13 protein-coding genes are annotated in these 15,094 nt (G+C 68.2%); 8 read left to right on the forward strand and 5 right to left on the reverse strand.

Annotated features, from left to right (window positions below):
• Window position 1: 1 nt before the first annotated feature.
• The 5 genes from CLV01_RS18830 to msrA all read right to left on the reverse strand — a co-directional run bounded on the left by CLV01_RS18830 (window position 2) and on the right by msrA (window position 4,533).
• On the reverse strand, window positions 2–2,200 hold the full coding sequence (locus CLV01_RS18830; protein ID WP_099733516.1) for a TonB-dependent receptor domain-containing protein: 2,199 nt from the start codon (window positions 2,198–2,200) through the stop codon (window positions 2–4).
• A gap of 240 nt (window positions 2,201–2,440) precedes the next feature.
• Entirely contained in the window at window positions 2,441–2,896 is a 456-nt protein-coding gene (locus CLV01_RS18835; protein ID WP_063325987.1) for a hypothetical protein, read from the reverse strand.
• Between the two features lie 122 nt (window positions 2,897–3,018).
• Complete coding sequence (locus CLV01_RS18840; RefSeq protein WP_099733515.1) at window positions 3,019–3,333, reverse strand: hypothetical protein; 315 nt, start codon at window positions 3,331–3,333, stop codon at window positions 3,019–3,021.
• A 51-nt stretch (window positions 3,334–3,384) separates the two neighbouring features.
• Window positions 3,385–3,882 carry a Fur family transcriptional regulator gene (locus CLV01_RS18845; protein ID WP_257221400.1) on the reverse strand — a complete coding sequence of 166 codons (498 nt, stop codon included), beginning with the start codon at window positions 3,880–3,882 and terminating at the stop codon, window positions 3,385–3,387.
• Between the two features lie 114 nt (window positions 3,883–3,996).
• Entirely contained in the window at window positions 3,997–4,533 is a 537-nt protein-coding gene (msrA, locus tag CLV01_RS18850) for a peptide-methionine (S)-S-oxide reductase MsrA (protein ID WP_034394147.1), read from the reverse strand.
• 146 nt (window positions 4,534–4,679) lie between these two features.
• Here msrA and CLV01_RS18855 point away from each other — a divergent pair, with 146 nt between their 5' ends.
• From CLV01_RS18855 to CLV01_RS18890, 8 genes are all read left to right on the forward strand, one after another.
• A complete protein-coding gene (locus tag CLV01_RS18855; protein WP_013802244.1) occupies window positions 4,680–5,378 on the forward strand; it encodes a TetR/AcrR family transcriptional regulator in 699 nt (232 codons plus the stop codon).
• Window positions 5,375–6,616, forward strand: a complete 1,242-nt coding sequence (locus CLV01_RS18860) for an efflux RND transporter periplasmic adaptor subunit (protein WP_099733513.1) — start codon at window positions 5,375–5,377, stop codon at window positions 6,614–6,616. Before CLV01_RS18855 ends, CLV01_RS18860 begins: the two co-directional genes overlap by 4 nt.
• 2 nt (window positions 6,617–6,618) lie before the next feature.
• Window positions 6,619–9,846: an efflux RND transporter permease subunit gene (locus tag CLV01_RS18865; protein WP_099733512.1), complete on the forward strand. Its 3,228-nt coding sequence runs from the start codon at window positions 6,619–6,621 to the stop codon at window positions 9,844–9,846.
• Between the two features lie 43 nt (window positions 9,847–9,889).
• Window positions 9,890–10,600, forward strand: a complete 711-nt coding sequence (locus CLV01_RS18870; protein WP_099733511.1) for a protein-L-isoaspartate O-methyltransferase family protein — start codon at window positions 9,890–9,892, stop codon at window positions 10,598–10,600.
• 77 nt (window positions 10,601–10,677) lie between these two features.
• Window positions 10,678–11,025, forward strand: coding sequence for a rhodanese-like domain-containing protein (locus CLV01_RS18875; RefSeq protein WP_012205782.1), 348 nt, complete (start codon window positions 10,678–10,680; stop codon window positions 11,023–11,025).
• A 90-nt stretch (window positions 11,026–11,115) separates the two neighbouring features.
• A complete protein-coding gene (locus CLV01_RS18880) occupies window positions 11,116–12,591 on the forward strand; it encodes a TolC family outer membrane protein (protein WP_099733510.1) in 1,476 nt (491 codons plus the stop codon).
• Window positions 12,592–12,961: 370 nt separating this feature from the next.
• Window positions 12,962–13,639 (forward strand): response regulator, encoded by a 678-nt coding sequence (locus CLV01_RS18885; protein WP_013802240.1) that lies wholly within the window; start codon window positions 12,962–12,964, stop codon window positions 13,637–13,639.
• Window positions 13,640–13,641: 2 nt separating this feature from the next.
• Window positions 13,642–15,066 (forward strand): sensor histidine kinase, encoded by a 1,425-nt coding sequence (locus CLV01_RS18890; RefSeq protein ID WP_099733509.1) that lies wholly within the window; start codon window positions 13,642–13,644, stop codon window positions 15,064–15,066.
• The last annotated feature ends 28 nt before the right edge of the window (window positions 15,067–15,094 follow it).

Genomic DNA, 15,094 nt, shown 5'->3' on the forward strand with positions numbered 1-15,094 from the left:
CTTAGAACGACACCTTCACGCCCACCGTGATGTTGCGCCCCATCAGCGGCGCAGCGTTCTTGATGAACGAGGTGTGGGCGAAGGCCAGGCGGTTGGTCAGGTTGTTGCCCTTGATGAAGAACTGCCAGGGCATGCCACCCGAGGTGCGCAGCGTGTAGCTGGCAGAGACGTTGAGCATGCCGTAGCCGTCCGTCTCGGTCTCATAGGCGGTGACGCGGTTCTGGCGCAGCACCTGCACCCATTCGGCCTGGGCATCCCAGCCCTTGTAGAAGGTGTCCACGCGCAGGCCCACGCGCGCCGCGGGGATGCGCGGCAAGGCGGAGCCGTCTTCCAGCCGCGCACGCACGGCGTCACCGAACAGGGTCAAGCCCCACTGGCGCGACAGCTTCTGGCGCACCTGGCCCTCCACGCCGGTGAAGCGCGCATCGGCCTGGGTGTACTGCAGCAGTTGCAGGCCGTCATGCTCGTCCAGCGTGGCGCCATAGATATAGCCCTTGACGCGATGGTGGAAGGCATTGACGCTGAACGTGGTGTCGCCTGCCGTCTTGCGCAGGCCGATGTCCAGCGCCTGCGAGCGTTCGCGCTTGAGGTCGGCATTGCCGCGCTCATAGGTGGAAGTCGCCATGTGCAGGCCGTTGGCGTACAGCTCCTCGGCCGTGGGCAGGCGGTTGCCCTGCGTCAGCGAAGCCGAGAGGCTGTAGCCCGGGGTGAACTTCCACACCGAGCCCAGCGAGAACGATGTGCCGCTGTGGCTGCGCGAGATGCCGCTTTGCTGGGCGTCCACGGTCTGGCGCTCGTGGCGCAGCGCAGCCTGCCAGCGCCAGTCCTGCCAGCGGTATTCCTCCAGCAGGTAGATGCTGTTGCGGCGGGTTTCGGTGGGCTGCACATAGGCCTCCTCACCCTCGGCGCTGAACTTGCGCTGCACGGTCTGCAGGCCGATGACGCCGCGCCAGCCGGCGATGGGCTCCAGCTCTGCCTCCACGCGCAGGTCATGGGCGCGGTTCTTGAACGTGGTCGAGACCTGGCCGCCTTCGATCTCGTCATGGCGATAGTCGGTCCAGCCACCGCGCACGCGCAGCGCCGCGATGCCAGCCGTCGGATTGCGCCATTCGCCGCGCAGATCCCAGCGCTCGCTGTTGAGATCGACCACCGGCACGCTGCCATGGTCGTGATCGTGTTCGTCGCCGCCATGGTCATGTCCGTCCTCGTCGCCGTGGTCATGGCCGCCGCAGTGCAGATGGTCGCCATGGGTGTGGCAGCCCTCGAAGCTGTGGTTGTGGCCTGGCAGGCCATAGCGCGCGGTCTGGCGCGTGTAGGCCAGGCCCAGGTAGCCTTGCGTGCCGATCCAGGACAGGCCCAGGCTGCCCGTGTCCGTGCGGTTGAAGCTGCCGCCCACGCGCCCCTGGGACTGGCCGTTGGGCGCCCAGCCGCTGCCCACGCGGTAGTCGCCGGCATCGCGCGCCATGCCCTCGGCGTGGATGGCCAGCTGGCCGGCGCCGCCCGTCAGCGAGAAAGCGCCCGCCGTCTCGCCCGCGCCGGTGCTGCCGCGCAGCTGGGCCGAGCCCGTGATGCCGTTCTTGGGAATGGACGTGGGAATCTTGTCGTCCAGGATGTTGACCACGCCGCCCATGGCTCCACCGCCGCCGTAGATCAGCGCCGAGGGGCCGCGCAGCACTTCGATCTGCGTGGCCAGCATGGGCTCGCTGGCCACGGCATGGTCAGGGCTGATGGTGGAGGCATCGTGCAGCTCGGAGCCATCGCTCAGGATTTGCACGCGCGGGCCGTCCATGCCGCGGATGATGGGCCGGCTTGCGCCTGCGCCGAAATGGCTGGCATGGATGCCGGGCTCGCCGTCCAGCGTCTCGCCCAGCGTGGCGGCCTGGCGCAGCGTGAGCACGTCGCCTTCCAGCACCGTGGCCGGCGTGGACATGTCGGCCGAGGTCAGGCCCAGGCCGCTGGCCTTGACCGTCACCTCATTGAGCACGGGGGCATCACTGCGCGGCGCGCCCGCCTCGGCAGCAGCTGCGGCTGCGGGTCCTGATGCGGGCACGGGGTCGGCAGGCTCTGCCGCCATGGCCAGGCCGCCCGTCGCCGGGCCCAGCACGCCTGCCAGCAGCAGTTGCTGCAGCAGCGGGCGCAGTTTCGTCCTCTCCCCCTGCGCCTTGGCGTCCTGGTGGTATTGCTTTGTTGTCACTCTCATCACTGGTCTTCCCGGCAGCGGCCGGCCACGTCCCTGCGGGGCGTGGAAATCCGGGCGCTGCAAAAAATGGCGTCGGAAGCGGACGGCCACGGCGCGCCCTGCAGGCGCATCCAGCCATCCGATCGGATATGCATTCAAGGAACTGCCGGACCTGGGCGCGGCGCCTTGTTGCGATCAATGCAGCAAGGCGCGGCCGAGCGGCTGTGCAGGGCCGGCGCATGCAGCGCCAGTCCCGGAGATTCAAGCCGCCAGGTAGACAGTGATGGGATGCGGGGGACCCCGCGCATCGAAGAAGGCCGCCAGCATGCGGCCATCGCGCACGACGACCGGCTGGACGGGTTCGGCCTGCTCGCCCCAGAAAGGCGGCAGCACCACGGCGGATGGCGGCCCCGCCATGCCTTCGTGCAACTGGTCCAGCAGTTGGCAATCCGCCGGGCCGTGGCCCGAGAACAGCGCATGGACCCAATCGACAGGTGCATTGCAGGAAGTGGCAACCACCTCCACAGGGCCATGGAGCGTGGCTGCAGCCAGGCCGCCCGCGTGCACCACGCGGTGCATCTGGCCCAGCAACGGCGCCAGGGCAATGGACCAGACCAGCAGCCAGGCCACCAGCCAGGCCCGACCCGGCACGGCGCCGCGCAACGCAAGCCTTGAGGCCTGCGCTGGCAAGTGACGTTCCGGGGGTTGCAAGGGCATGGAGGGATCAGGGGCTGGATGGGCAGCGCAGAGTGTATGCGCCAATTTGCGGGGCAGGTTTCACCATCTCGTCACAAAGACTGGCGATTGCTCACGGCGCCACACGGCGGGCAGGACCGCACTCAATGCGCATGGCGCATGCCGCAGAACTTGCCCAGCGCCAGGCCCTTGCAATCGGCCTGCAGTTGCTTTTGGCATTGCTCGTGGTCGCGGCCGGCGGCCAGGCACTGCGCGGCGGCTTCGTGGGCCTTGGCCAGGGCGCGATGGCGTTCCATGTCGGCCCGGGCATGGGCATCGAGCGGCGCCGAGGCGCCCTGTGCCTTGGCGTCCGGCTGGGCTTTCGCGTGGTCGTGATCGTGGTCATGTGCCTGGGCTGCTACGGCCAGGAAGACAGCGGCCAGGATCAAGGAAACGGAGCGCAATGGTGCAAGGGTCATGCGAAATCCTGAAGAGCTATGCAAGAGAAGAAAGGGGCTAGGGCGATCGCCTCAGGCAGACGGAGCATTTCGGGATGGCCCTGCACTGCTGCAGTCCTGGCACAGCCCTGTCACCGCCACGTCGATGGCCCGGCCCTGCAGGCCGCTGGCGGCCAGCGCCTGGCGCAGCTGCAGCAAAGCGGCCTGCAGCGGCTCGCCGCCCCCACCGCCCTCGCCGCCCAGCCGAAAAGCGCTGTGACAGTCCGCGCATTCGAAATGCGCAGCGGCATCGGCCTGCCTGCTCGCGCCCGGCACGGACCGGCTGTAGCGGGCCACGCGGGCAGCATCCACGCTGCGGCGCAACACACCGGCTGCCGCCAGGCGGTCCAGCAGCCGGTAGACGGTGACGCGGTTGACCTGCACGCCCTGGGCGTGCAGGGCCGCTTCCACATCGGCTTCGCTCAGGAGCGCGTCGGCCCGCGACTCCCACATCGCCAGCACGGCCCGCGTGGCACGCGTCGAACGCATGCCGGCAGGTATGGGCAGGGAAGTGGGGGTCGGCAAGGACATGGGTGATCAAAGGTCAGGCCGCTGAACACGGCAGGGCAGCCAGGCGGCATTATCGCAACCGGGTTGCATTATGCCTGCGAATCACAACCGCTTACATCACGCGCCGCCACCCGCTCACGGCTTGACCCAGCGCGCAAAGGCGCCCCGGAACTTCTGCACCTTGGGCCCCACCACAAAGGCGCAGTAGCCCTGGTTGGGATGGTTGAGGAAGTAGTCCTGGTGATAGTCCTCTGCCGGCCAGTAGCTGGCCAGGGGCTGCACCTCGGTGACGATGGGCGCGTCGTAGGCGCCGGCCTGGGTGAGTTCGGAGATCAGCGTGCGCGCCACTTCGGCCTGTTGCTCATTCGTGGTGTAGATGCCGCTGCGGTACTGCGTGCCCACATCATTGCCCTGGCGGTTGAGCGTGGTCGGGTCGTGCGTGCCGAAGAACACGGTGAGCAGGTCGCGCAGCGGGATCACGGCAGGATCGAACTGCACGCGGATGACCTCGGAATGGCCGGTCTCGCCGGTGCAGATGTCTTCGTAGCTGGGATCGTCCAGATCGCCATTGGCGTAGCCGCTTTGCACGTCGCTCACGCCGCGCACGCGGTCGAAAACGGCTTCGGTGCACCAGAAACAGCCGCCGCCCAGATAAATGGTTTCAGTCGCCATATGCGCCTTTTCTGTGAAGAAATCGAAAAAATGACCACACGCAATGCATGCGGGCCGTCGCTCCTACAGGTTAGCCCATGCACAAGCCAGGTGACGACGAACGGTTCTGCGGTTACGATAACTAACCCATCAGTCATTAATTTTCCGTGACCGACTCCCCCGCCTCTTCACCCGCCCCCGCCGAGCCTTCCGGAAAGCGCAGCCGCCGCAAGCAGGAGCGTCCCGGCGAGTTGCTGGAAGCGGCGCTCGACCTCTTCGTGGAAAAGGGCTACGCCGCCACCCGCGTCGAAGAAGTCGCCGCCCGCGCCGGGGTCTCCAAGGGCACGCTGTTCCTCTATTTCGCGAGCAAGCAGGAGCTTTTCAAGGCCGTGGTGCGCCACAGCATCGCGGGCCGCTTCGGCGAGTGGAGCGAAGAGCTCGACAACTACTGCGCGCCTTCAACCGATCTGCTGCGCTACTGCTTCAAGTCCTGGTGGGAACGCATCGGCAGCACCAAGGCGTCGGGCATCACCAAGCTCATGCTCAGCGAGGCGGGCAATTTTCCCGAGCTGTCTCAGTTCTACCACCAGGAAGTGGTTCTTCCAGGCCATGAGCTGATCCGGCGCATCCTGCAGCGCGGCGTCGAGCGCGGCGAGTTCCGGCCCATGGATCTGGACCTGTCCGTGCACTGCGTGGTCGCCCCGATGATGTTTCTGATGATCTGGAAGCATTCGCTGGGCGGCTGCCTGCCCCATGGAGACTTCGATCCCGAGCAGTTTCTGGAATCCCAGATCGACTATCTGCTGCATGGCATGTGCCAGCCCCTTGCAGCCACCACACCACCCTCCTCCCCGCCCACACCATGAAGCGTCGCACCGGCTGGCTGATCGGCCTGGCCTTATTGATCGCCATCGGCGCCAGCGTATGGCGCGCCGCATCCACCCGGCACAGCAAGCAAAGCGCCATCGCCGCAGCCACCCAGCCGCGCGAGATGCCGGTGCGCGTGGGTCCGCAGGAAGTGGTGCAGCTGCAGCCGCGCCAGCTGCAATTGACCGTGCCCGTCAGCGGCGTGGTGCAGGCCGTGCGCAGCGCCGTGGTCAAGGCCTATGTGGCCGGCGAGCTGCGCGGCCTGCAGGTGCGCGAGGGTGACAGCGTGCGCAAGGGCCAGGAACTGGCCCGCGTGGACGCCACCGAGGTCGAGGCCCGCTGGCGCCAGACCCGCCAGCAGGCCGATGCGGCGCAGGCGCAGCTGCAGCTATCCCAGCGCCAGCACGACAACAACCAGGCCCTGGTCACGCAAGGCTTCATCTCGACCACGGCGCTGGCCACCTCCCAATCCAATCTCGATGCCGCACGCGCCAACCTGGCCGCCGCCCAGGCCGCCGCCGATGTGGCCCGCAAGAGCGTGACCGACAGCGTGCTGCGCAGTCCCATGGACGGGCAGGTCGCGCAGCGCCTGGTGCAGGACGGCGAACGCGTGGGCGTGGAAACGCGGGTGCTGGAGATCGTCGATCCGTCCGACCTCGAAGTCGTGGCCCAGCTGGCGCCCGCCGATTCGGTGCGCGTGCAGGTCGGCCAGCAGGCCCAGTTGCAGGTCCAGGGTGCGGGCGACGATGTGGCCACCGTGCCCGCGCGCGTGGTGCGCATCAACCCCAGCGCCCAGGCAGGTTCGCGCAGCGTGGCCGTCTATCTGCGTGTGCAGGCTGCACCGGCCAACGCAGGCGCCGCCGGCAGATCCATCCCCATCGTGCGCCCGGGCCTGTACCTGCAGGGCAGCATTGTCACGGGGCAGACCGAACAGCTGGCCGTGCCCTTGACCGCCGTGCGCACCGACCAGCCCCAACCCTATGTGCAGTTGCTGCAGCCAGCGGGCGAGTCCGAAGCGGACAAGAGCCTGCTGCGCGTGCAGCACCGCCCGGTCACGCTGGGCAGCCAGAGCGCGCAGGATGGCGCCACCTGGATCGCCGTGTCCAGCGGCCTGCAGGCCGGTGACCGGGTGCTGGCCGGCAGCGTGGGCGGCCTGCGCGCGGGCACGGCGGTGCAGATGCAGCAAATGCAGCAGGCCCCGCAGCCCCAGGCTGCGCCAGCCCCCGGAGCCCGCTGACCATGTGGTTCACGCGCGTCAGCCTGGCCAACCCTGTGTTCGCCACCATGCTCATGCTGGCCCTCATGGTGCTGGGTGTGTTTTCCTACCAGCGACTCAAGGTGGACCAGTTCCCGAATGTGGACTTCCCCGTGGTCGTGGTCACGGTGGACTATCCGGGCGCCTCGCCCGAGATCGTGGAGTCGGAAGTCACCAAGAAGATCGAGGAAGGCGTCAACTCCATTGCCGGCATCAACGCGCTGACCTCGCGCAGCTATGAGAGCACCAGCGTCGTCATCATCGAATTCCAATTGCATGTCGATGGCCGCCGCGCTGCTGAGGACGTGCGCGAGAAGGTGGCCTCGGTGCGCCCCACCCTGCGCGACGAGGTCAAGGAGCCGCGCGTGCTGCGCTTCGATCCGGCCAGCTCGCCCATCTGGTCCGTGGCCGTGCTGCCCCAGGCCGATGGCGGCGCCAAGGCGCCCGATGCCGTCGCGCTGACCAGCTGGGCCGACCAGGTCCTCAAGAAGCGGCTGGAGAACGTGCGCGGCGTGGGCGCCGTCAACCTGGTGGGCGCCACGCCGCGCGAGATCAACATCTACCTGCAGCCCGAGGCGCTGGAAGCCTATGCCATCACGCCCGACCAGATCGTGAACGCCGTGCGCAGCGAGAACCAGGACCTGCCGCTGGGCGCCATCCGCTCGCGCGAGCAGGAGCGCGTGGTGCAGATCGACGCACGCATGAAGCGCCCGCAGGACTTCGAGCGCATCATCGTCGCCCAACGCGGCGGCGCTCCCGTGCGGCTGGGCCAGCTGGCGCGCGTGCAGGACGGCGCGGGCGAACTGGAAACCGTGGCCCTGTACAACAGCAGCCGCACCCTGCTGCTGTCCGTGCAGAAGGCCCAGGACGAGAACACCATCGAAGTCGTGGACGGCCTGAACGCCACGCTGCGCGAGATCGCCGCCGAAGTGCCGGCCGGCGTGCGGCTGGAACCGATTGCCGATAGCGCCCGCCCCATCCGCGTGGCCGTCAACAACGTGCGCCAGACGCTGATCGAGGGCGCGGCACTGACGGTGCTCATCGTCTTCCTGTTCCTGAACTCCTGGCGCTCCACGGTGATCACGGGGCTGACGCTGCCCATTGCGCTGATCGGCACCTTTTTGTTCATGTACTGGTTCGGCTTCTCGATCAACATGATCACGCTGATGGCGCTGTCGCTGTGCGTGGGCCTGCTGATCGACGACGCCATCGTGGTGCGCGAGAACATCGTGCGCCACGTGCAGATGGGCAAGGACGCGCATGCCGCCGCGCTCGACGGCACGCAGGAGATCGGCCTGGCCGTGCTGGCCACCACGCTGTCCATCGTGGCGGTGTTCCTGCCCATCGGCTTCATGGGCGGCATCATCGGCAAGTTCTTCCACGAATTCGGCATCACCATCGTGGCGGCCGTGATGATCTCCATGCTCGTGAGCTTCACGCTGGACCCCATGCTCTCCAGCGTCTGGCATGACCCGACCATCCACGCCCACGGCGACAAGCGCGGCAACAGCCTCTACGACCGCACGCTGGGACGGGTCACGGCCTGGTTCGAGCGCGCTACCGACTCGCTGTCCCACTTCTACCAGGACGTGCTGGGCTGGGCGCTGCGCCACAAGATCACCACGCTGGCGGCGGCGCTGGCCATCTTCGTGGCCAGCATCTTCCTGGTGCCGCTGCTGGGCACGGAATTCGTGCCCAAGGCCGACTTCTCGGAAACCACGGTGAGCTTCAACACGCCCGTGGGCTCGTCCATCGAGGCCACGGAGGCCAAGGCCCGCCAGGTCGATGCCATCATCCGCGCCCTGCCCGAGGTCCGCTACACGCTGGCCACCATCAACACCGGCACGGCCCAGGGCAAGATATACGCCAGCATCTACATCCGCTTGCTGGACCGCCACCTGCGCCAGCGCAGCGGCGATGAACTCTCGGGCGTGCTGCGCGAGCAGCTGCAGAGCGTGCCCGGCATCACCGTCACCCATGTGGGCCAGCGCGAGCCCGTGGGCGGGCAAAAACAGGTCGAATTCTCGCTGCAGGGCCCGGACCTGGGCGAGCTGGAGCGCCTGAACCGCGTGGTGATGGAACGCCTGCGCGGCATTCCCGGACTGGTGGACCTGGACAGCAGCCTCAAGCCCGACAAGCCCGTGATCGACATCACCGTGCGGCGCGATGCGGCCGCCGACCTGGGCCTGTCGGTAGGCTCCATGGCCGCCGCTCTGCGCACCTGGGTGGCGGGCCAGACCGTGGGCAACTGGCGCGCCAGCGACGACCAGACCTATGACGTCAAGGTGCGCCTGGCGCCCGAGTCGCGCAGCACGCCCCAGGACCTGGAGCGCCTGCCCTTCGCCTTGCCCTCCACCTCGGGCGACGGCGGCATGCGCATCGTGCGGCTGAACCAGGTGGCCACCGTCACGCCCGCCACAGGCCCCAGCCAGATCAACCGCCGCGACATGACGCGCGAGGTCGCCTTCAGCGGCAACGTCTACCTGCGCTCCAGCGGCGAGGTCTCGGCCGACATCCGCAATGCGCTGGCCGACATCGCCCTGCCGCCCGGCTACCGCACGCAGTTCAGCGGCGCCACCAAGAGCATGAACGAATCGTTCGGCTATGCGGTGTCCGCCCTGGCGCTGGCCATCATCTTCATCTACATGATCCTGGCCAGCCAGTTCAAGAGCTTCCTGCAGCCGCTGGCGCTGATGACCTCGCTGCCGCTGACGCTGATCGGCGTGGTGCTGGCGCTGATGATGTTCGGCTCGGCCCTGTCCATGTTCTCCATCATCGGCGTGGTCATGCTCATGGGACTGGTCACCAAGAACGCCATCTTGCTGGTGGACTTCGCCATCCGTGCGCGCGGCCCTCACAGCGACCCGGACACCGGCCAGATCCGCGACGGCCTGCCGCGCGAGCAGGCACTGCTGCTGGCAGCACGCGTGCGGCTGCGCCCCATTCTGATGACCACGCTGGCCATGATTTTCGGCATGGTGCCGCTGGCCTTCGCACTCAGCGAAGGCTCCGAGCAGCGCGCGCCCATGGGCCAGTCGGTGATCGGCGGCGTGGTCACCTCGTCGCTGCTGACCCTGGTGGTCGTGCCCGTGGTCTATTGCTACCTTGACGACTTCTCCCAGTGGCTGCGGCGCCTGTGGAACGGCAACCGGCACGACGCGGCACCCGGCCAAGGCGCCGCCAGCGCCCCCACCCCGCCGCGAGACTCGTAGAATCAAAGGTTTGTCCTGACAAGTCTTTCTCCGGAGATACCCCATGAGCCTGCCCCTGAACAGCCTGCCCGAACACCACAGCGCCCAAGCGCACGCGCGCTACAACATGATCGAGCAACAGATCCGCCCCTGGAACGTGCTTGATGAAGAAGTGCTGGCGCTGCTGGGCAAGGTGCACCGCGAGAATTTCGTGCCGCCCGAACATGCCGGCCTGGCCTTCATGGACCTGGAAATCCCCCTGGTCGCCCCGGCCGAGGAAGCCGCCGCCAAGGGCTGGTGCATGCTGGCCCCGCGCATCGAGTCCCGCATGCTGCAGGACCTGAAGATCAAGCCCACCGACCGCGTGCTGGAAATCGGCGCCGGCTCGGGCTACATGGCCGCCCTGCTGGCCGCCCAGGCCAAGGAAGTCGTGACACTGGAGATCGTGCCCGAGCTGGCCGAGATGGCCCGCGAGAACCTGCTGGGCGCCGGCATCACCAATGCCGAGGTCAAGCTGGCCGATGGCGCCACGGCAGCGGCCGCTCTGGGCCAGTTCGACGCCATCGTGCTCAGCGGCTCGGTCGCCCAGGTGCCCCAGTCCCTGCTGGCCCAGCTCAACGACGGCGGCCGCCTGGCAGCCATCGTCGGCCAACTGCCCATGATGCGTTTCACGCTGGTGCAAAAGAACGGCCACCAGTTCGAAACCAGCCAGCCCTGGGACGTGGTGACCGCACGCCTGGCCAACTTCGAAGAGCCTTCGCGCTTCACGTTCTGAAATCCGCCACGGCGGCCGGGGTCCAGAGGATTTCGGCCGCTGCGGCAACTCCACTCCATTCCGCAAGGATCTTTCCGATGCTTCCCCAAGTGCCTCCCGCGCAACTCAACGATTGGCTGAACCAGCACTCCAGCGGCTCCGATGCCCTGCCCCTGGTGCTGGACGTGCGCGAGCCCTGGGAAGTGGCCCAGGCCAGCGTACGCCCCGAGGGCTTCGAGCTGCGCTGCATCCCCATGGGCGAGATTCCCTCGCGCCTGCAGGAACTCGATCCGGATCACCCCACAGCCTGCCTGTGCCATCACGGCGCACGCAGCATGCATGTCGCTGCCTTCCTGATGAACAACGGCTTCGAGACCGTGGCCAACATCAGCGGAGGCATCGATGCCTGGTCGCGCGAGCGCGACCCAGGCGTGCCGCGCTACTGAGCGGCAACACGCAAAAGAAACCCGGGACACGGCGGTACACCCGCCGTCCCCGGTGCTTCGTGACGACTGTGTTTTGATTCGAGGACCTCTATGCCCCTGCTTCGGCCCCTTGCCCCTGTCGCTTCCGCCCTGACCCGCCCATACGCCTGGCCCCTGCGCCACATGGCCTTGCTGCTGTGCGCGGCCGGCATGGGCTCGGCCCTGGCGCAAGCTCCTGCCCCAGCCGTCCTTGCGCCCGCCCCTGCGGCCCCGCAGTCTGCCCTGCCCTCTCTGACAGCCTCTGCGGCCACGGGCCAGAACCTGTCCGAACTGGTGGCCAAGGCCCGCGGCTACGACGCCCAGTGGCAGGCCCAGCAGGCCGACGCCCAGGCCGCCGCCAGCCGCGCCGAGCAGGCACGCTCGGGCCTGTTGCCCAGCGTGGGCCTGCAGGCCGGTGCCAACACCTCGCATGTGGAAGTCAGCGTGCTGCCGGGGAGCTTTCGCTCGCCCCAGCAGAACCTGCAGCTCAGCGCCCAGCAGCCGCTGTACCGCCCGGCCAACAAGATCGCCTACGACCAGGGCCAGCGCGGCGTGGACGTGGCGCGCGCCCAGTTGGACAGCGGCGAGCAGAACCTGCTGGTTCGCGTGGCCCAGGCCTACTTCGATGTCCTCGGCGCCCAGGACAGCCTGGCCGTGGTCAAGGCACAGAAGGCCGCCATTGCACAGCAGCTGGAATTTGCCAAGCGCAACTTCGAGGTCGGCACGGCCACCATCACCGACTCGCGCGAAGCCCAGGCCCGGTTCGACCTGGCCGGCGCGCAGGAAATCGCCGCCGAGAACGATCTGCGCGTCAAGCGTCTGGTGCTGGACCAGATCGTTGGCGCCGTGGGCACGGTGCCCCGCCCCCTGGCCCAGCCGCTGCAGTTGCCGGCCCTGATGCCCTCCGATGCCCAGTCCTGGGTGGACACCGCACTGCAAGGCCAGCCCCAGCTGCGCCAGGCCCGCCTGGCGCTGGACATCGCCCAGCTGGAAACGAAGAAAGCCGAGGCCGGCCACAAGCCCACCGTGGACCTGCAGGCCGGCTACGTGGTCAACCGCTATCCCAACGGCTCGGTCACGCCGCAGATCGGCACCAGCTACCGCACCAATGCCGCCAGCGTGGGCGTGGTCATGAACCTGCCCCTGTTCGCCGGCTTTGCCGTGCAAAACCGCATCAAGGAAACCCTGGCGCTGGAAGACAAGGCGCGGGCACAGCTGGACGACGCCCAGCGCAACGTGGAGCAGAGCACGCGCACGGCCTTCTTCGGCGTGCAGTCGGGCCAGGCCCAGGTCAAGGCGCTGGAGGCCGCGCTGGCGTCCAGCCAGAGCGCGCTGGACGCCAACAAGCTCGGCTACGAGGTCGGCGTGCGCATCAACATCGACGTGCTCAACGCGCAAAGCCAGCTCTACCAGACCCAGCGCGACCTGGCCCTGGCGCGCTACCAGGTGCTGCTGGGCCAGCTCAAGCTGCGCCAGGCGGCCGGCACGCTCAGCGACGACGACCTGCGCGCCATCGATGCGCTGTCGCTCCGCGCGCCAGCCCCTTGAATCCCTGAAGCGCCCGCACGGCCGGCAGTGCCCCCGGCTGATGCCCGGCCGCCGCGGGCCGCGCGCCTGGCGCCGCAGTCCTGTGCTCCGGCAAAGCCGAGGCACGCAAACCCGCCACGACCAGCATCCAGGCAGCCAGCGCGCACAGCGCCGCCAGGCGGCTCAGCAAGGAACAGCGGGAGAGTCTTGGCATGCGCGCCTTGCCTTCGTGGGAGTTGTCGAGCGGGCCACTGTGGCAAACCAGCCTGAAGACCTGCCCCGGCTTTCCTGAAGGGATGCTGAAGCGCATCGTCCCCGCCTTGACCGATACTCGCGGCAGCCCTCCCGCAGGCGCCGGTCCACGGCATGGGAGCGGCACAGGAAACACACGATGAGACTGCTGCTGGTGGAGGACGATCTGGATCTGGGCAATGGCGTGCGCATCGCATTGGGCGATCACGCCATGGACGTGGTCTGGGTGCGCCGCCTGTCCGATGCGCTGCGCACGCTGGAGCAGCAAAGCTTCGAGATGGTGTTGCTGGACCTGGGCCTGCCCGATGGCGACGGCATCAGCCTGCTCACGCGCCTGCGCCGCGAATGGCGCCGCCTGCCCGTGCTGATCCTGAGCGCACGCGACAGCCTGCACGACCGGCTGCACGGCCTGGACAGCGGCGCCGATGACTATCTGGTCAAGCCCTTTGCCCTGGCCGAACTGGTGTCACGCGTGCGCGCCCTGGCACGCCGCAGCTATGGGCAGGGCGACGGAACGCTGCATCTGCGCGGCCTGTCGCTGCACGAGCCCACGCGCCGTGTCAGCGTTGCAGGCCAGAACGTCGAGCTGTCCCGCTGCGAATTCGACCTGCTGGCCCTGCTGCTGCGGCGCATGGACCGCGTGGTCACGCGCAGCGGCATCGAGGAGGAAGTCATCCCGGGTGGCAGCGCCAACGGCAGCAATGCGCTGGAGGTCCATGTCTCCAACCTGCGCCGCAAGATCGGGCCGGGCTTCATACGCACGGTGCGCGGCATTGGCTATGTCATCGACTCGCAGCCGATGGCACCCCTGTCCTGACCATGACATCGCACACCCTGCAGGGGCACCAGGCCAGCCCGAGATGGCGCCGCTGGCTGCGGCCCACACTGGGCCGGCGGATGCTGCTGGCCCAGATGGGCGTGCTCACCGCGATCTGGACCGCGTTGCTGGTGGCAGCCATCTACATGGCCCACTTCCACAATGAATTGCTGGTCAGCAAGCCTGTCTACGAACTTGTCATGGCTGTGGCCGAGGACCTGGCCGACCTTCCGGACCGCCAGCAGCACAGCCTGGCCGCGCTGGACACGGCCCTGCGCCATGAGTACGGCGACGGAGACGACGACATCCGCTTCACGCCCACGCTGCTGGTCTGGCAGCGCGGCCAGCTCCTGTACCGCTCGCCCACGCCGGCACCCACGCTGCGCAACCGCGTGCTGGACACGGTCGAGGACATAGATTTCGAAGGGCAGACCTGGCGCATGAGCACGCTGCGCTCGGCCTCGGGCCAGACCGAAGTCACGCTGATGCTGCCGTCCTTCAAGGAGCTGCTGATCACCCTCAACACCCGCAGCTATTACCTGCTGCCGCTGCTGATCAGCCTACCCTTCCTGGCCTTTCCGGCCTGGTGGTCGGTGCGCGCGGCGCTGCGCCCGCTGCGCCGCGTGGGCGACGAGCTGGCCACACGCGGCCCCGACGACCTCAGCGCGCTCACCTATGCGCCGCCACACGCCGAGCTGCGGCCGCTGGTGCAGGACATCAACGCCCTGCTGGCCCGCGTGCGCTCCAGCAGCGAGCGCGAGCGCAACCTCATCGCCGATGCAGCCCACGAACTGCGCACGCCGCTGGCAGCCATGCACGTCAACGTCGAGGCCCTGCTGCGCCTTGGCAGCGAACCGCGCCAGCAGGAACTCATGGACAGCCTGCTGCGCAGCAACCAGCGCGCCAGCCGCATGGTGGCCCAGCTGCTGCAGCTCATGCGCAGCGAGACCGAAGCGCCCGGCATGGCCATGCAGCCGCTGCGCCTGGACCTGCTGCTGGAAGACCGGCTCGCCGCACTCGACGCCCTGGCCTGCCGCCGCCCGGTGGAACTGGCCCTGGAAGCCAGCGAGCCACTGAGCGTGATGGGCGAACGCGAAGGCCTGGTCTCGCTGATCGACAACCTCGTGGACAACGCCATCAAATACAGCCCCGCGCACGCCACCATCAGCGTGCGCCTGCAGCGCCAGGGCGACCAGGCCGTGCTCCAGGTGCGCGACCGTGGCCCGGGCATTGCCGAGGCCTGGCGCCAGCGCGTCTTCGACCGCTTCTTCCGCGTACCCGACCAGAGCCAGAGCGGCAGCGGCCTGGGCCTGGCCATCGCCAGGACCGTGACCGAGCGGCACGGCGGCAGCATCGAGCTGCTCAGTGCGGAGGATGGAGGGCTGATGGCGAGTGTGAGCCTGCCCATGCTGCAGGACGCCGGCTGATCCGGCCTGCGGATACCGCCAGCCGAAA

Origin of the sequence: Delftia sp. 60 (assembly GCF_002754395.1) — a bacterium.
Taxonomy (GTDB): domain Bacteria; phylum Pseudomonadota; class Gammaproteobacteria; order Burkholderiales; family Burkholderiaceae_C; genus Comamonas; species Comamonas acidovorans.